18 protein-coding genes are annotated in these 15950 nt (G+C 60.5%); 9 read left to right on the top strand and 9 right to left on the bottom strand.

What is annotated here, in order from left to right; translation table 11 throughout:
• Nucleotides 1-3: 3 nt before the first annotated feature.
• On the bottom strand, nt 4-867 hold the full coding sequence (gene speE, locus C9411_RS10535; RefSeq protein WP_107227026.1) for a polyamine aminopropyltransferase: 864 nt from the start codon (nt 865-867) through the stop codon (nt 4-6).
• Between the two features lie 125 nt (nt 868-992).
• Nucleotides 993-1340: a YacC family pilotin-like protein gene (locus tag C9411_RS10530; protein ID WP_063988763.1), complete on the bottom strand. Its 348-nt coding sequence runs from the start codon at nt 1338-1340 to the stop codon at nt 993-995.
• A 218-nt stretch (nt 1341-1558) separates the two neighbouring features.
• Here C9411_RS10530 and cueO point away from each other — a divergent pair, with 218 nt between their 5' ends.
• From cueO to hpt, 4 genes are all read left to right on the top strand, one after another.
• Complete coding sequence (gene cueO / locus C9411_RS10525; protein WP_107227025.1) at nt 1559-3202, top strand: multicopper oxidase CueO; 1644 nt, start codon at nt 1559-1561, stop codon at nt 3200-3202.
• Between the two features lie 104 nt (nt 3203-3306).
• Complete coding sequence (locus tag C9411_RS10520; protein WP_049200097.1) at nt 3307-3498, top strand: hypothetical protein; 192 nt, start codon at nt 3307-3309, stop codon at nt 3496-3498.
• Between the two features lie 125 nt (nt 3499-3623).
• On the top strand, nt 3624-3779 hold the full coding sequence (locus tag C9411_RS26195; protein ID WP_369919427.1) for a type II toxin-antitoxin system RelE/ParE family toxin: 156 nt from the start codon (nt 3624-3626) through the stop codon (nt 3777-3779).
• Between the two features lie 90 nt (nt 3780-3869).
• Entirely contained in the window at nt 3870-4406 is a 537-nt protein-coding gene (hpt, locus tag C9411_RS10510; protein ID WP_048234659.1) for a hypoxanthine phosphoribosyltransferase, read from the top strand.
• Between the two features lie 37 nt (nt 4407-4443).
• Here hpt and can read toward each other — a convergent pair whose 3' ends face one another.
• Nucleotides 4444-5100: a carbonate dehydratase gene (gene can / locus C9411_RS10505; protein ID WP_063988725.1), complete on the bottom strand. Its 657-nt coding sequence runs from the start codon at nt 5098-5100 to the stop codon at nt 4444-4446.
• 210 nt (nt 5101-5310) lie between these two features.
• On the opposite strand from can, the gene C9411_RS10500 reads away from it, so the two are divergent.
• The 3 genes from C9411_RS10500 to C9411_RS10490 all read left to right on the top strand — a co-directional run bounded on the left by C9411_RS10500 (nt 5311) and on the right by C9411_RS10490 (nt 8459).
• A complete protein-coding gene (locus tag C9411_RS10500; protein ID WP_015379030.1) occupies nt 5311-6234 on the top strand; it encodes an ABC transporter ATP-binding protein in 924 nt (307 codons plus the stop codon).
• Complete coding sequence (locus C9411_RS10495; protein ID WP_063988726.1) at nt 6231-7001, top strand: ABC transporter permease; 771 nt, start codon at nt 6231-6233, stop codon at nt 6999-7001. Before C9411_RS10500 ends, C9411_RS10495 begins: the two co-directional genes overlap by 4 nt.
• 177 nt (nt 7002-7178) lie before the next feature.
• On the top strand, nt 7179-8459 hold the full coding sequence (locus C9411_RS10490; RefSeq protein ID WP_107227024.1) for a polysaccharide deacetylase family protein: 1281 nt from the start codon (nt 7179-7181) through the stop codon (nt 8457-8459).
• A 34-nt stretch (nt 8460-8493) separates the two neighbouring features.
• Here the strand turns inward: C9411_RS10490 and panD are convergent, their stop codons facing one another.
• The 3 genes from panD to panB all read right to left on the bottom strand — a co-directional run bounded on the left by panD (nt 8494) and on the right by panB (nt 10692).
• Nucleotides 8494-8874 (bottom strand): aspartate 1-decarboxylase, encoded by a 381-nt coding sequence (gene panD / locus C9411_RS10485; RefSeq protein WP_004937544.1) that lies wholly within the window; start codon nt 8872-8874, stop codon nt 8494-8496.
• 145 nt (nt 8875-9019) lie between these two features.
• Nucleotides 9020-9874 (bottom strand): pantoate--beta-alanine ligase, encoded by an 855-nt coding sequence (gene panC, locus C9411_RS10480; RefSeq protein WP_107227023.1) that lies wholly within the window; start codon nt 9872-9874, stop codon nt 9020-9022.
• A 23-nt stretch (nt 9875-9897) separates the two neighbouring features.
• Nucleotides 9898-10692: a 3-methyl-2-oxobutanoate hydroxymethyltransferase gene (panB, locus tag C9411_RS10475; RefSeq protein WP_004937548.1), complete on the bottom strand. Its 795-nt coding sequence runs from the start codon at nt 10690-10692 to the stop codon at nt 9898-9900.
• A gap of 166 nt (nt 10693-10858) precedes the next feature.
• Between panB and qseB the strand changes: the two genes are divergently transcribed.
• Together qseB and qseC are read left to right on the top strand one after the other, a co-directional pair.
• Complete coding sequence (gene qseB / locus C9411_RS10470; RefSeq protein WP_038872425.1) at nt 10859-11521, top strand: quorum sensing response regulator transcription factor QseB; 663 nt, start codon at nt 10859-10861, stop codon at nt 11519-11521.
• Nucleotides 11518-12876 carry a quorum sensing histidine kinase QseC gene (qseC, locus tag C9411_RS10465; protein ID WP_107227022.1) on the top strand — a complete coding sequence of 453 codons (1359 nt, stop codon included), beginning with the start codon at nt 11518-11520 and terminating at the stop codon, nt 12874-12876. The genes qseB and qseC overlap by 4 nt, the downstream gene beginning before the upstream one ends.
• Nucleotides 12877-12881: 5 nt before the next feature.
• Here the strand turns inward: qseC and folK are convergent, their stop codons facing one another.
• From folK to gluQRS, 3 genes are all read right to left on the bottom strand, one after another.
• Nucleotides 12882-13382, bottom strand: coding sequence for a 2-amino-4-hydroxy-6-hydroxymethyldihydropteridine diphosphokinase (gene folK, locus C9411_RS10460; protein WP_107227021.1), 501 nt, complete (start codon nt 13380-13382; stop codon nt 12882-12884).
• Nucleotides 13382-14929: a polynucleotide adenylyltransferase PcnB gene (gene pcnB, locus C9411_RS10455; protein ID WP_107227020.1), complete on the bottom strand. Its 1548-nt coding sequence runs from the start codon at nt 14927-14929 to the stop codon at nt 13382-13384. The genes folK and pcnB overlap by 1 nt, the downstream gene beginning before the upstream one ends.
• Nucleotides 14930-14990: 61 nt before the next feature.
• Nucleotides 14991-15902 (bottom strand): tRNA glutamyl-Q(34) synthetase GluQRS, encoded by a 912-nt coding sequence (gluQRS, locus tag C9411_RS10450; RefSeq protein WP_107227019.1) that lies wholly within the window; start codon nt 15900-15902, stop codon nt 14991-14993.
• Between the last annotated feature and the right edge of the window lie 48 nt (nt 15903-15950).

Below are 15950 nucleotides of genomic sequence, written 5' to 3'. Positions count from 1 at the left end.
CGCTTAACGTGTTACGTTCAGGGCATTGAGCAAATATTGCGGCAGGGCAAAGCTGCCGACGTGAATTGCCGGGTTGTAATAACGGCAGTGTAGGCCGCTTTGGTTAAAGCGCTGTTGCAGGGTAGGCAGATCGCGCTGGCGCAGCGCCGGGTTCTGGCTCGCCCAGGCAAAGGTCATGATGCCGCCGTAATAGGTCGGGATCGCCGCCTGATAGAAGCTGACGTCGCTAAAATAGCCGCTCAGTTTGGCGTGGCTGTTGACCGCTTCGTCCTGCTGCAGGAAACAGACGCCGTTTTGCGCGACGAAAATACCGCCCTCATTCAGGCAGCGGGCGCAGCCTTCATAAAACGCCGAGGTGAACAGGCTTTCGCCGGGGCCGATCGGATCGGTGCAGTCGGAGATGATCACATCGAAGGTTTCGTCGGTTTGGTTCACGAAGTTGACGCCGTCGTCGATCACCAGCTTGAAGCGCGGATCGTCATAGGCGCCGGCGCTGTGGTTGGGCAGGTACTGGCGGCAGAACTCGACGACACCGGCGTCGATCTCGACCATGGTGATCTGCTCTACGCCAGGATGCCGGCTGACTTCGCGCAGCATGCCGCCGTCGCCGCCGCCGATGATCAGCACTTTCTTCGCCGCGCCGTGCGCCAGCAGCGGCACGTGGGTCAGCATTTCGTGATAGATAAACTCGTCACGCTCGGTGGTTTGCACCACGCCGTCGAGCGCCATCACGCGCCCCAGTACTGAGTTCTCGAAGATCACCAGATCCTGATGATCGGTCTTCTCGCGGTACAGCACCTTCTCTACCGAGAAGTACTGGCCGAAGCCCGTATGCAGCGTTTCGTACCAAATTTCTTTCTGGGTCATGTGCGGGAAACTCCGTAATAACAGCCATGAAAAATCGGCGCAACATCATAGCTAACTCTGTCTGGCGATGCACGGTTGAATTTCAGACAGAGAGAGCGAAAGGCGGGTGGGGGAGAGGGGCGGAATTAGTTGGCGTAGGCCAGCAGGCTCAAAGAGTCGCGCGCCAGCGATTTGCACTTCTTAGGCGTTGGAATGGCGATACCGCTGAGATCGCGATAGCTGTCTTCGCCCAGCGCCTTCATGTTAAAGCTGTTGTAGTTGCTCAAATCCCAGCGGTTTTGTTGCGCGAAATAGACGATGGCGCGTTTGATTTGCGCATTTGGCAAATCGTTGTAGCCGCAATCATTTTTCAAATAAATAAATACCGCCGTCAGGTCGGCCAGATCTTCCGCCTCGGATTCATTCAGCGCCAGACTGGCGTTGGAGAAGCCCAGCGTCGCCAGCAACAGCATCGATAACGTTGTTTTTTTCATCATGAAATAGGCCTGTTTGTCGTCTGCTGACGTTACCACACTTGCCTGTAAAGGCACCAAATTTTATTGCCGCTGGGCGCGGCCTCGCGTTCGTCAATGGCGCTCTCTTGATTGTGAGGCATAGCTTAAAATACCGCCAGGAAAGGCTTGACCTTCCGCCAGGGGGAAGGTTTAGGCTGGCGGCATTGAGTTATATCACTGAGAAAAGGGAGTCAGCGATGTTACGCCGTGATTTTATTAAATTAACCGCTGCGCTGGGTGCCGCGAGCGCATTGCCATTATGGAGCCGGGCCGCCTGGGCGGCCGATCGGCCGGCACTGCCGGTACCGCCGCTGTTGACGCCGGACGCGCAGGGAAAGATTGCGCTGGCGCTGCAGGCGGGGGAAACCCGCTGGTTGCCCGGCGCGGCCACCAAAACCTGGGGATTTAACGGCGCGCTGCTCGGGCCGGCGGTGAAGCTGCAGCGCGGCCGGCCGGTGACGGTCGATATCAAAAACAGCCTGGCTGAGGCCAGCACCGTCCACTGGCACGGCCTGGAAATCCCCGGCGACGTCGATGGCGGCCCGCAGGCGCTGATTCACCCCGGCGCGACGCGCACGGTGAATTTTACCGTCGATCAACCGGCGGCCACCTGCTGGTTCCACCCGCATACCCACGGTAAAACCGGCAGCCAGGTGATGATGGGGCTGGCGGGGCTGGTACTGCTGGAAGACGAAGAGAGTGCCAAACTGCCGCTGCCGAAAACCTGGGGGCAGGATGATATTCCGGTGATCCTGCAGGATAAGCGGCTGGGCAAAGACGCGCAGATCGAATACCGCCTGGACGTGATGAGTGCGGCGGTGGGCTGGTTTGGCGATCGCATGTTCACCAACGGCGCGCAGTATCCGCAACATCTGGCGCCGCGCGGTTGGTTGCGTCTGCGTATCCTCAACGGCTGCAACGCCCGCTCGCTGAATCTGGCGGCCAGTGACAACCGCCCGCTGTATGTCATCGCCAGCGACGGCGGTTTTCTGGCGGAGCCAGTGAAACTGACCGAGCTGCCGATGCTGATGGGCGAACGCTTTGAAGTGCTGGTCGATGCCTCCGACGGGAAAGCGTTCGATATCGTGACGCTGCCGGTGAAGCAGATGGGCATGACGCTGGTGCCGTTCGATCAAGCGCTGCCGGTGTTGCGCATTCAGCCGTCGCTGGCGCAGGGCATCAAAACCATGCCGGACAGCCTGGTGAAGCTGCCGACGTTGCCTGCCACCACCGGCATCCAGGAGCGTTGGCTGCAGCTGATGATGGATCCGCAGCTGGATATGCTCGGTATGCAGGCGCTGATGGATCGTTATGGTCACCAGGCGATGGCCGGCATGAGCATGAATCATGGCGCGACGGGGGGCGCAGATATGAAAGGCATGGAGAAGGGCGACATGCAGAGCATGGACCATGGCAACATGCAGAGCATGGAACATGGCAATATGGCCGGGATGGATCACGGTAACGCGCAGGGCAAAGCCAAACCGTTCGATTTCAGCCACGGCAACATGATCAACGGCAAGGCCTTCGATATGACCAAGCCGATGTTCGCCGCCAAACGGGGCCAGTATGAAAAGTGGACCATTTCCGGCGAGGGCGACATGATGTTGCACCCGTTCCACATTCACGGCACCCAGTTCCGCATCTTGTCGGAAAACGGCAAACCGCCGGCGGCGCATCGCAGCGGCTGGAAGGACACGGTGCGCGTCGAAGGGTGGCGCAGCGAAGTGCTGGTGCGCTTTGACCATCCGGCCAGCAGCGAACATGCGTACATGGCCCACTGCCACCTGTTGGAACATGAAGATACCGGCATGATGATGGGCTTCACCGTCGCCGATTGATCGCGGCCCGGTGCTCAGGCGGTGGCGCGCTCGCGTCGCCACCGCTTGGTTCAATGAAAGAAGCCGTTATACTGATTAAAATATCAGCTGTTGAGGAGTGCGTCATGCCGACAAAATTGGATCCCATCGTTTCTGAGTTTGAGACTCAAGAGCAGGCTGATAGCTACGATCGTTGGTTCAGAAGCACCGTGGAATCTTCCATCAATAGCGACTCCCCCCGTATTCCCCATGACGAAGTCATGGCCGGCGCTCGTCACATTATCGAGCAGGCGAAAGCCAAAAGAAAATCGGCCTGACCCTTATGTTAACCGTCAAATGGACTGACGAAGCAAAAACGGGTTTATATACGCTGCTGGCTTTTATCGCTGAGCGAAATCCAGTTGCCGCTAAGGCTTTGTTGCAACGCATTGAATAGTCGGTTATCCCGTTAGCGGAACATCCTTATCTATTCAGGCCAGGCAGGGTGAACGGGACTCGTGAAATGGTTGTTCATCCTAATTACATTGTGGTTTACCGCGTGCTGGCTGCACATATTGAAATAGTGAGTGTCCTGCACGCTCGTCAGGAATACCCTTAATAAAGAAAACTCCCCTGTCCGGGAGAGAGGCAAGTCGTAACGGCCTATGCTAAACTCTGCGCCTTTCTTCCGGCAACTGACCTGAATACTATGAAACACACTGTAGACGTAATGATTTCCGAGCAGGAAGTTAAGACCCGTATCGCCGAACTTGGCCGCCAGATCACCGAACATTACCGCGACAGCGGTAGCGACATGGTGCTGGTCGGGCTGCTGCGCGGCTCCTTCATGTTCATGGCCGATCTCTGCCGCGCGATCGACGTGCCGCACGAAGTCGATTTTATGACCGCCTCCAGCTACGGCAGCGGCATGTCCACCACCCGCGACGTGAAGATCCTCAAGGATCTGGACGAAGACATTCGCGGCAAAGACGTGCTGATCGTGGAAGACATCATCGATTCCGGCAACACGCTGAACAAAGTGCGCGAGATTTTGGCGCTGCGCGGGCCGAAGTCGCTGGCGATTTGCACCTTGCTGGACAAGCCTGAGCGCCGTGAAGTGCAGGTGCCGGTCGAATATGTCGGCTTCTCGATCCCGGATGAGTTCGTGGTGGGGTATGGCATCGACTACGCTCAGCGCTATCGTCACCTGCCGTACGTCGGCAAAGTGGTGCTGCTGGACGAGTAATCGATGTGAGGCGCGGCCAGCCGCGCCTGCGGCGGGGTTATACGCCTTTATCCTGCTTCAGTTTGGCTATCGCTTTGCGGTAGCCCATCTCCAGGCTCTCGCGGCTGGTCGCCAGCACTTCCATATCGCGCAGGCGGCCGTCCTGAATGCCGTACACCCAACCGTGGATCATCACCTTCTGGCCGCGCTTCCAGGCGGACTGCATGATGGTGGAGTGGCCCAGGTTGTACACCTGCTCAATGACGTTGATCTCGCACAGCATGTCGAAACGCTGTTCCGGCGGCAGCTCGCCCAGCAGCGAGCTGTGCTTGTACCACAGATCGCGAATGTGCAGCAGCCAGTTGTCGATCAACCCCAGCTCCGGGTTTTCCACCGCCGCCTGCACGCCGCCGCAGCCCAGGTGGCCGCAAATGATGATGTGTTCGACTTCCAGCACATCTACCGCATACTGCACCACCGACAGGCAGTTAAGATCGGTATGGATAACGAGGTTTGCCACGTTGCGATGGACGAACAGTTCACCCGGCTCGAGGCCAGTCAGGCGTTCTGCGGGAACGCGGCTGTCAGAGCAACCAATCCATAAGAAGCGGGGCTTTTGCGCCTGGGCTAAACGTTCAAAAAATTCCGGGTCTTCCTGACTGATATTGGCCGACCAGGCCTGGTTGTTGGCGATAAGCGCTTCGATTTCTTTCATGGAGATGATTGACCCGTAACGAACAGATTGCGATGGGGTAATATAGGGTAAGCGTCACAATTTGGAAATCGGAACAGTGGTGCAGCCTCATTTTCCGCACGGATTCGACTCAGTGAAAACGTCGCCGATGCTAGGATTATCGTTAGTGTTTCAAGCCTCGCAAACAGGGGCGTGGCGGCATACTCATCGTCATAAGGTACTATTTTACATATGAATTATGCACTGGAATTAGCGCAGCTGACCAAGACTTACGCCGGTGGCGTCAAGGCGCTGCGCGGCATCGACCTGAGCGTCGAAGCGGGGGATTTTTATGCCCTGCTGGGGCCAAACGGCGCCGGAAAATCCACCACCATCGGCATCATCAGCTCGCTGGTGAACAAAACGGCCGGCAGCGTGCGGGTGTTCGGTTACGACATCGATAAAGACATCGTCAACGCCAAGCGCCAGCTCGGCCTGGTGCCGCAAGAGTTCAACTTCAACCCGTTTGAGACCGTGTTGCAGATCGTGGTGAACCAGGCGGGTTACTACGGCGTCACACGGCGTGAAGCGATGGCGCGCGCCGAAAAATACCTCAATCAGCTGGATCTGTGGGGCAAACGTAACGAGCGCGCCCGCATGCTGTCCGGCGGCATGAAGCGCCGCCTGATGATCGCCCGCGCGTTGATGCATCAGCCGAAGCTGCTGATCCTCGATGAGCCGACCGCCGGGGTGGATATCGAGCTGCGTCGCTCGATGTGGGGCTTCCTGAAAGAGCTGAATGCCCAGGGCACCACCATTATCCTCACCACCCACTATCTGGAAGAGGCGGAGATGCTGTGCCGCAACATCGGCATTATCCAGAACGGGGAACTGGTGGAAAACACCTCGATGAAGGGGCTGCTGGCCAAGCTGAAGTCGGAAACCTTTATCCTCGATCTGGCGGCGAAGAGCCCGCTGCCGAAGCTGGACGGTTACCACAGCCGCCTGACGGATACCTCGACGCTGGAAGTGGAGGTGATGCGCGAGCAAGGGCTGAACGGTCTGTTCGCCCAGCTGAGCGCGCAAGGGGTGCAGGTGCTGAGCATGCGCAATAAGGCGAACCGCCTGGAAGAGCTGTTTGTCACCCTGGTTAACGGCAATGGAGAGAAAGCATGACGCGTTTGTATTGGGTGGCCTTACAGAGCATCTGGGCCAAAGAGGTGAACCGGTTCGCGCGCATCTGGATCCAGACCCTGGTGCCGCCGGTGATCACCATGACGCTGTACTTCATCATCTTCGGCAACCTGATCGGCTCGCGCATTGGCGATATGCACGGCTTCAGCTACATGCAGTTCATCGTGCCCGGCCTTATCATGATGTCGGTCATCACCAACTCTTACGCCAACGTCGCCTCGTCGTTCTTCAGCGCCAAGTTTCAGCGCAACATTGAGGAACTGCTGGTGGCGCCGGTGCCGACCCACGTGGTGATCGCCGGCTATGTCGGCGGCGGCGTGGCGCGCGGCATCTGCGTCGGCGTGCTGGTGACCATCATCTCACTGTTCTTCGTGCCGCTGCAGGTGCACGCCTGGTGGGTGATTGCGCTGACGCTGCTGCTGACGGCGATCCTGTTCTCGCTGGCAGGGCTGATCAATGCGGTGTTCGCCACCACCTTCGACGACATCAGCCTGATCCCGACCTTCGTGCTGACGCCGCTGACCTATCTGGGCGGGGTGTTCTACTCGCTGTCGCTGCTGCCGCCATTCTGGCAGGCGGTGTCCAAGCTGAATCCGATCGTCTATATGATCAGCGGCTTCCGCTACGGTTTTCTCGGCATCAACGACGTGCCGCTGGCATTCACCATGGCGGTACTGGTGGCGTTTATCGCGGTGTTTTACCTGCTGTCCTGGTACCTGATCGAGCGCGGCCGCGGCCTGCGCAGCTGATCGTATCGCCCCCCCGTTTTCCCGGCGGGGGCGCTTTCCTTGATTTGGCGCAGGCGGCGCGTAAATCAATAGAATTGCTCAGATAACCGCTAGTTCCCCGTTGTTCAAATCGTGCTATGCTGGCGCTCCACATTTCCTTCACTTTTGTCATTACGCACTCGTAAGCAGAACATCATCATGCGGTCTCAATACACGTTAACGGCTGGGTTGCTCGGCATTCTGATGTCGTTGGTTTCCCCTGTGAGCCTGGCTAATCTGCTGTCGGAAGACGGCGCGGTTAAATCTGAATACATGGAAGCGCAGCGCGATAGCGAAGTCTATGCGTTGGTGGGCGAACACGTGATCCCGGTAGGGGAAGTGAAGCGCGGGCAGCTGATCCAGGTGTTCCCGGCCGATGCGGAATACTACGAATTCAAATTCGGTCACGGCACCGGTTTTATCGATAAAGACGACGTGCGTGAGCTGAAGAAGTCGCGCAAGGTGCAAGACGATCTGGGCGAGCTGAACAAACCGCTGACCAACCAGAATCTGATCACTCAAAAAACGATCGACGTTTATACCGCGGCGGACAAGGACAGTGACGTCTTGGGCACGCTGGAAGGCAACCTGCGTTATCCGATCATCGGCAAGCTGAAGGATCGCCTGAACAACACCTGGTACGAGGTCAACATCGGCGAGCGGCTGGGGTTCATCAATGAGCTGGACTGCGAGATGGATAACGGCATACCGGTGCTGACTTACCATCACCTGCTGAAAAACGAAGAGAACAAGCGTTTCCGCCACACCTCGACCACCACTTCAGACGTGGCGTTCAGCAACCAGATGACCTATCTGAAGCAGGCGGGCTACGACACCATTTCGCTGTATCAGCTGGAAGCCTATCTGAAGAACCAGATCAATTTGCCGGGCAAGGCGATTGTCTTGACCTTCGACGACGGGCTGAAATCGGTTTATCGCTACGCTTACCCGGTGCTGAAGGATTACGGTTTCCGCGCCACGGCGTTCATCATCTCTTCGCGCATCAAACGCCACCCGCAGAAATGGAACCCGGACTCGCTGCAGTTTATGAGCGTCTCGGAGCTGAAGCAGATTCAGGACGTGTTCGACGTGCAGTCGCATACCCACTTCCTGCATCGCACCGACGGCAACCGCCAGCCGATTTTGCTGAGCCGTTCGTTGCACAATATCGAGTTCGATTTTGAGCGCTCGCGTCGTGCGCTGTCGCAGTTCAACCCGCACGTGCTGTATGTGTCCTACCCGTTCGGCGGCTATAACCAGCGGGCGATCCAGGCGGCGCAGGACGCTGGTTTCCATCTGGCGGTGACCACGGTGCAGGGCAAGGTGAAACCGGGGGATAACCCCTATACGCTGAAGCGGCTATATATTCTGCGTACCGACTCGATTCAGACCATGGCGGATCGGATAGCCAACAAGCCGGGCACGGTGGTGGTACAGTAAGGAAGAACGGGCGCGCAAGGCGCCCGTTTTATTGTCAGGCGACCTGAACCGGCACGGCTTTCGCCTTGCGTTGCAGGTTGTTGTCACCTTCGAAATAGGCGACTTTCGGGTGGTGTTGGCGGGCGTCGGCGTCGGTCATTTGCACATAGGAGCAGATGATCAGTTTGTCGCCCACGCAGGCGCAGCGCGCGGCGGCGCCGTTGACCGAAATGATGCGCGAACCGCGCTCGGCGGCGATGGCGTAGGTGGAGAAGCGCTGGCCGTTATCCACGTTGTAAATATCGATCGCTTCATATTCCAGAATGCCGGCGGCCTCCAGGAAATCCTGGTCGATGGCGCAGGAGCCTTCATAGTGCAAGTCAGCCTGAGTGACTTTGACGCGATGCAGCTTGCCTTGCAGCATAGTACGTATCATAGCTTTACCTAACTGAATATCGGCCTTCACAGGCGCTGGGGTTGAACATCTCTCCTGCATCCCTGCAATTTCTATCGTCACCGATTGCTCCACTATTGTCTACCAATGGTCAGGGCTTCAGGGTGACGACAGTATAAAAAACGGCTTAGAGCGTCAGGTCGACCTGTTGGTTGTCGATAAGACGCGCCTTGCCCAGCCAGGCGGCCATCAGTACCACCGCCCGCTGGCTGTCCACCGTCAGCGGCTGCAGGCTGTCGGCGTCGCGAATAAACAGTTCATCCGGCGTAAAGCCGGCGGCGCGCAGCTGCTCGGCGGTCTGCTCCAGCAGCGCTTCGACCTGGCGTTCGCCATTGGCCAACTGCTGCGCCAGCGTGTTCATGATTTTGCTCAGCTGAGGCGCTACCTTGCGCTCTTCGGCGGTCAGGTAACCGTTGCGCGAGCTGAGGGCCAGGCCGTCTTTGGCGCGCACGGTCGGCACGCCGACGATGTCGATGTCGTAACCCATGTCCGCCACCATTTTGCGGATCAGCGCCAGCTGTTGGTAATCCTTCTCGCCGAAACAGGCTAAATCAGGCTGCACCAGGTTGAACAGCTTGCTGACGATGGTGGAAACGCCGCGGAAGTGGCCCGGCCGGCTTGCGCCTTCCAGGATGCTGGAGATGCCCGGCACGTCGACGTAGGTCTGCTGCTCCAGCCCCTGCGGATAAACCGCGGCCGGGGCCGGCGCGAACACCAGATCGACGCCGCGGCGGGTCAGCTTCTCGCTGTCTTCCTGCAGCGTGCGCGGGTAGCGCGCCAGATCGTCCGGCCGATCGAACTGCATCGGGTTGACGAAGATGCTCACCACCACCACGTCGGCGCGGGCACGTGCTTCATCGACCAGCGTCATATGGCCGTCGTGCAGATTGCCCATGGTCGGCACCAGCGCGATGCGTTTGCCTTCCTGGCGCCAGCGGCGGATCTGCTGGCGCAGCATCGGCAGAGTTTCGATAATAATCATTGGGTGACTCCTGGAACCATCGCTTAGTTAAAAGAGTGTTCAGCCGCCGGGTAGAGGCCTTGCTCCACTTCCTGAATGTAGTGCTGCACCGCCGTGCGGATATCGCCGCTCTGCGCCAGGAAGTTCTTGGCGAACTTCGGCGTGTGGCCGCCGGTGATGCCGAAGGCGTCGTGCATCACCAGGATCTGGCCGTCGGTGCCATTGCCGGCGCCGATGCCGATGACCGGAATGGACAGCGCTTCGGTGATCTGGCGCGCCAGTTCGGTCGGCACGCATTCCAGCACCAGCAGCTGAATGCCGGCCAGTTCCAGATTCTGCGCGTCCTGCAGCAGCTGTTTGGCGGCCAGTTCGTCGCGCCCTTGCACCTTATAGCCGCCGAACACGTTGACCGACTGCGGCGTCAGGCCCAGGTGGCCGCACACCGGCACCGCGCGCTCGGCGAGCATTTTCACCGTGTCGCACAGCCAGCTGCCGCCTTCCAGTTTCACCATGTTGGCGCCGGCACGCATCAGCTCGGCGGCGTTGGCGAAGGTCTGTTCCGGGGTGGCGTAACTCATGAACGGCAGATCGGCCAGCAGCAGGCAGGCCGGCGCGCCGCGGCGCACGGCGCGAGTGTGGTAGGCCACGTCGGCGACGGTGACCGGCAGCGTGGAGTCGTGGCCCTGCAGCGTCATGCCCAGCGAATCGCCCACCAACAGGACTTTGATGCCTTGCTCTTCAAACAGTTTGGCAAAGCTGGCATCGTAGGCGGTAAGGGTAGCAAACTTGCGCTGCTCCTGTTTCCACTGGCGCAAGTGGGTCACGGTGGTGGGTTTCATCACAACGTCTCCTGAAACGGGCCGTGCGGCGTACGCAGGCCCAGGCTGCAAAAAAGTGCAGTCATTCTACTGTAACCCGATCGGGGTGGGTAGCGCGGATCGCCATGCTTAAGCGGTTCTTAAGAACCTTGTGGTGCAATGGCGCCAAGACTCAAAAGGGATACTCATGCGAATTTTGCTGATCGAAGATGACAAACTGATCGGGGACGGCATCAAGGCCGGGCTGACCAAACTCGGCTTCAATCTGGACTGGTTCACCGACGGTGTCGTCGGCAAAAATGCGCTGGACAGCGCGCCGTACGACGCGGTGATCCTCGATCTCAGCCTGCCGGGCCTCGATGGCCTGGATCTGCTGCGCCAGTGGCGCCAGGCCGGGCAGGACGTGCCGGTCTTGATCCTCACCGCCCGCGATGCGCTGGAGCAGCGGGTCAGCGGGCTGCAAAGCGGCGCCGACGATTATCTGTGCAAGCCGTTCGCGCTGGCCGAAGTGGCGGCGCGCCTGCAGGCGCTGATCCGCCGTCGCCACGGTCAACTGATGCCGCAGCTGACGCACGGCAACGTGGTGTTCGACAGTGCCACCCGCAGCGTGAGCTGCAACGGCGAGCCGGTGACGCTGACGCCGCGTGAATTGGCGGTGCTGGAGCTGTTTCTGCACAACAAGGGGCGAGTGCTGGCGCGGCCGTTGATTCAGGAGAAGCTGTACAACTGGGACGACGAAGTGAGCAGCAACGCGGTGGAGGTGCATATTCACCACCTGCGGCGCAAGCTGGGTAACGGCTTCATCCGCACCATCCACGGCGTGGGTTACACGCTGGGGGATGCGCCGTGAAGCGTCTCAGCCTGCGACTGCGCCTGATCCTGATCTTCAGCCTGTTGGCGCTGCTGACCTGGAGCACCGCCAGCGTGGTGGCCTGGGTGATGTCGCGCAACACCATCAACGAAGTGTTCGACACCCAACAGATGCTGTTCGCCAAACGGCTGGCGACCGCCAACCTCGGTGATCTGCTGGCCGATGAAAGCGCGCGCAGCCTGCCGAAAACCAAGAAGCTGGTGCATCACGGCAAGCGCGGCGAGCAGGACGACGACGCGCTGGCGTTCGCTATCTTCGATCGCCAAGGCAAGATGCTGCTCAACGACGGCGAGAACGGTGCCGACTTCCTGTTCGACGGGGAGCGTGAAGGTTTTACCGACGGCGAGCGCAAAGGCGATGACGACAGCTGGCGCCTGGTATGGTTGACCAGCCCGGACGGGCGCTACCGCATCGTGGTTGGCCAGGAGTGGGATTACCGGCGCGATATGGCGCTGGGCATGGTGACCGGCCAACTGGTGCCCTGGCTGGCGACGCTGCCGGTGCTGATGTTACTGATCGCGCTGATGGTCGGGCGCGAGCTGAGGCCGCTGCGCGCGGTGGCGGCCAGTTTGCGCCGGCGCGCACCCGATGACGCGACGCCGCTGGACGCGCACCAGGTGCCGACCGAGGTGCGCCCGCTGGTGGATGCACTCAATGCGCTGTTCGCCCGCATCAACGCTCTGCTGGTGCGGGAGCGGCGTTTCACCTCCGATGCCGCGCACGAGTTGCGCAGCCCGCTGGCGGCGCTGCGGGTGCAGACCGAAGTGGTGCAGTTGGCGGGGGACGATGCGCCGATGCGCGAGCACGCGCTGGACAACCTGACGCTCGGCATCGATCGCGCCACCCGGCTGGTGGATCAGCTGCTGACGCTGTCGCGGCTGGATTCGCTGTCGGATCTGGCCGAACTGGCGCCGATCGACTGGAACGATCTGGTGACGATGACCCTGGCGGAGCAGGATCGGCAGGCCCATGCGGCGGGCGTGACGCTACGCTATGAACATCGGGGAACGCCGCCGCCGCGTCAGGGGGAAACCTTGCTGCTGTCGCTGCTATTGCGCAATCTGCTGGATAATGCGGTGCGCTACACCCCGCAGGGCGGCGCCGTCACCGTGACGCTGAGCGAACGCTCGCTGACGGTGGAGGACGACGGTCCGGGGGTCACCACGGAGCATCTGGCGCGGCTCGGAGAACGTTTCTATCGCCCGCCGGGGCAGGAGCAAACCGGCAGCGGGCTGGGGCTCTCTATCGTGCAGCGTATCGCTGGCTTGCATGGTTTACAGATCGGCTTCGCCAATCGCCCGGCGGGCGGGTTCGTTGCGCGGCTGGCGCTGTAGGCGGGTCAGGACTTGGGCTGTGGTTGATGCCACAGCGCCATGCCGTTTTCCGGCACGCGCTTGAGGCAGCTGGCGAGCGGCTCGCCATCGGGGAAAATCAGGTCGGGGGCGATTTCCGCCAGCGGGTAGAGCATGAATTCGCGCTCTTTCAGGCCGTAATGCGGCACCGTCAGGCGCTCGGTATGGATCACCTTGTCGCCGTACAGCATGATGTCCAGATCGAGCGTGCGCGGCCCCCAGCGTTCATCCTTGCGCACGCGCCCCTGATTGCGTTCTATCGCCTGGGTATGGTCGAGCAGCTGTTCGGGTGGCAGCAGGGTATCCAGCGCCACCACCGCGTTGAGGAAGTCCGGCTGGTTTTGCGGCCCCAGCGGCTTGGTGCGGTAAAACGAAGAACAGGTGACCAGCCGGGTGCGCGGGAGATGCTCCAGCGCCTCCAGCGCGGCTTTAACCTGTTGCAGCGGCTGCGCCAGGTTACTGCCCAGCGCGATATAAACGCGGATCATTATGCCCCTTCTTTACGCGGTGCCCGGCGGCGGGGGCGGCGTTGACGCGCGCGGCGCGGCGCCGGATCGTCCCCCAGGGTGCTCAGCATGGCTTTCTGCCGCGCCGGCGTGGCGTCCTGGAACTCGCCCCACCACTCGGCCAGACGCAGCATTTCCTGATTGTCTTCCACTTCCGCACGCAGCGCCAGCAGATCATAAGCGGCGCGGAATTTCGGGTGCTCCATCAGCTTGTGTGCGCGTTTGCCCTGGCGGCGGGACAGGCGCAGCTGCAACTGCCAGATATCGCGCACCAGCGTGGTGATGCGTTTTGGGATGGCCAGCGAGCGGCACTGCTCGTCGAGCACATCGTTCATCGCCAGCGCGAAGGCGTCGTAGTACGCCAGGCCGCTTTCCTGCGCCAGCTTCTGCGCGTGCTCCAGCAGCGGGTACCACAGCATGGCGGCAAACAGGAAGGCCGGGTTGACGCGCATGTCGTTCTGCAGGCGGTGATCGGTGTTCTTCAGCACCTGCGCCAGAATGCGCTCCATCGGCGTATCGTGGTTCGGCGTGAAGTTACGGGCGATCAGCGGGAACAGCGGTTGGAACAGCTGGTATTCGCACAGCTTCAGGTAGGTCTGGAAACCGTAACCCGCCTGCAGCAGCTTGAGGGATTCTTCGAACAGGCGCGCCGGCGGGATCTCGTGCAGTAGCGAGGCCAGGCGCGGGATCGGCTCGGCGGTCTCTTCACTGATGCGCATATCCAGCTTGGCGGCGAAGCGCACCGCGCGCAGCATGCGCACCGGATCTTCGCGGTAGCGGGTCTCCGGATCGCCGATCAGGCGGATCACGCCTTGCTTCAGATCGTTCAGCCCGCCGACGTAATCGCGCAGGGTGAAATCCGCCACGCCGTAGTACAGGCTGTTGATGGTGAAATCACGGCGCTGGGCGTCTTCCTCGATCGAGCCGAAGATGTTGTCGCGCAGCAGCATGCCGTTTTGCGCCTGCTGGGACGAGTTCTTGTCGGACTCCTGATTCTGTTCGTGGTGGCCGCGGAAAGTGGCCACTTCGATGATCTCCGGCCCAAACATCACGTGCGCCAAGCGGAAGCGGCGGCCGACCAGGCGGCAGTTGCGGAACAGCTTGCGCACTTGCTCCGGCGTGGCGTTGGTGGTGATGTCGAAGTCTTTCGGCTTTTTGCCGAGCAACAGATCGCGCACGCCGCCGCCGACCAGATAGGCCTCGTAGCCGGACTTGTTCAGGCGGTAAAGCACTTTCAGCGCATTTTCGCTGATGTCTTTGCGGGAAATCGAGTGCTGTTCGCGCGGGATCACGGTCATCGAGTCGTTGCTCTCGGCGAGAGGAAAAGGCGGACGCTTGCGCGGCGTTGAGCGGCGGGCAGGGGCGTTGCTGCCGTTATCGGCGGCGCGCTGCTGCGGCGCAGGGCGGCTTGGCGCCGCGGCACGCTCTTCGCGGACTACGTTTTTATCGCCGGCCGCCGCGTCGTCGCGGGGCAGCTTGTCATCGCGGGTCAGTACCTTACGACAGAAGTTGGCTACTCGGGTAAAAATGGTACACCTCGATAGTGACTGATAAAAATGGAGCTAACAAAAAATAGCGGCTAATCATAGCTCACCATGGCTCCTTTGAGAATGCCGGCGTGTTTTCATCCAGAGGGATAGCCTCCTGACGCGGCACGTTTTCCAACCGCCAATGTGCGACCGCCCAGCTCAATAATAATGGCAGGTCAAGATCTTGCCAGCTTTCCGGCAGCGGTTGGCGCAGAAATTTCAGCGCGGCGATCAGCACCGGGCGCGGATCGCCTGCGGGCAACGCCGGCGCATGGTTTTGCTTCGACAGCTTAATGCCGTTGGCGCCCAGCGCCAGCGGCAGATGCGCATAGGTAGGCACCGGCGCCTGCAGCTGGCGGTAGAGGGCAATTTGGCGCACCGTCGGTTCGATCAGGTCGGCGCCGCGCACAATCTCGGTCACGCCCTGAAAATGGTCGTCGATCACCACCGCCAGGTTGTAGGCGAACAGCCCGTCGCGGCGGCGAATGATAAAGTCTTCCCCCGCCAGCGCCGGATCGGCGTGCAATTCACCCTGCAGGCGATCGTGGAACCTGTAGACGGGCGCGGTCTGGCGCAAGCGGATGGCGGCGCCCTGCGGGCCGAGCTGCAAATCGCGGCAGTGGCCGTCGTACAATCCGCCGATGTGCTGGATGCGGCTGCGGGTGCAGGTGCAGTAATAGCTGAGCCCCTGGCGCTGCAACAGATCCAGCGCGGCGCGATAGGCGTCGTGACGTTGGGATTGATAGATGACCTGGCCGTCCCAGTGGAGACCATAATGTTCCAGCGCGGACAGGATGCGAGCGGCGGCGCCGGGGACTTCGCGCGGCGGGTCGATATCTTCGATGCGAACCAGCCACTGCCCGCGTTGGGCGCGAGCCTGAAGGTAGCTTCCCAGAGCGGCAATCAGCGAACCGAAATGCAGATCCCCGGAAGGCGATGGGGCAAAGCGCCCCACATAATGACTTTCTTGCATATCAGAGGGGAGAGGTTCCCTTTTCTCTGTGCGGCGCACGCAGGTGCG

The sequence above is a fragment of the Serratia sp. Nf2 genome, from assembly GCF_003028435.1.
Taxonomy (GTDB): domain Bacteria; phylum Pseudomonadota; class Gammaproteobacteria; order Enterobacterales; family Enterobacteriaceae; genus Serratia; species Serratia marcescens_L.
Note: the sequence above shows the minus strand (reverse complement) of the source record. Positions and strands in the feature narration are given on the sequence as shown.

Coding starts and splice junctions, on each gene's coding strand:
- folK (WP_107227021.1), bottom strand. CDS start 13,382: ATGATCCGCGTTTATATCGCGCTGGGCAGTAACCTGGCGCAGCCGCTG.
- C9411_RS10495 (WP_063988726.1), top strand. CDS start 6,231: ATGACGCGTTTGTATTGGGTGGCCTTACAGAGCATCTGGGCCAAAGAG.
- cueO (WP_107227025.1), top strand. CDS start 1,559: ATGTTACGCCGTGATTTTATTAAATTAACCGCTGCGCTGGGTGCCGCG.
- C9411_RS10500 (WP_015379030.1), top strand. CDS start 5,311: ATGAATTATGCACTGGAATTAGCGCAGCTGACCAAGACTTACGCCGGT.
- speE (WP_107227026.1), bottom strand. CDS start 867: ATGACCCAGAAAGAAATTTGGTACGAAACGCTGCATACGGGCTTCGGC.
- panB (WP_004937548.1), bottom strand. CDS start 10,692: ATGAAACCCACCACCGTGACCCACTTGCGCCAGTGGAAACAGGAGCAG.
- panC (WP_107227023.1), bottom strand. CDS start 9,874: ATGATTATTATCGAAACTCTGCCGATGCTGCGCCAGCAGATCCGCCGC.
- C9411_RS10490 (WP_107227024.1), top strand. CDS start 7,179: ATGCGGTCTCAATACACGTTAACGGCTGGGTTGCTCGGCATTCTGATG.
- panD (WP_004937544.1), bottom strand. CDS start 8,874: ATGATACGTACTATGCTGCAAGGCAAGCTGCATCGCGTCAAAGTCACT.
- gluQRS (WP_107227019.1), bottom strand. CDS start 15,902: ATGCAAGAAAGTCATTATGTGGGGCGCTTTGCCCCATCGCCTTCCGGG.
- hpt (WP_048234659.1), top strand. CDS start 3,870: ATGAAACACACTGTAGACGTAATGATTTCCGAGCAGGAAGTTAAGACC.
- C9411_RS10530 (WP_063988763.1), bottom strand. CDS start 1,340: ATGAAAAAAACAACGTTATCGATGCTGTTGCTGGCGACGCTGGGCTTC.
- can (WP_063988725.1), bottom strand. CDS start 5,100: ATGAAAGAAATCGAAGCGCTTATCGCCAACAACCAGGCCTGGTCGGCC.
- C9411_RS10520 (WP_049200097.1), top strand. CDS start 3,307: ATGCCGACAAAATTGGATCCCATCGTTTCTGAGTTTGAGACTCAAGAG.
- qseB (WP_038872425.1), top strand. CDS start 10,859: ATGCGAATTTTGCTGATCGAAGATGACAAACTGATCGGGGACGGCATC.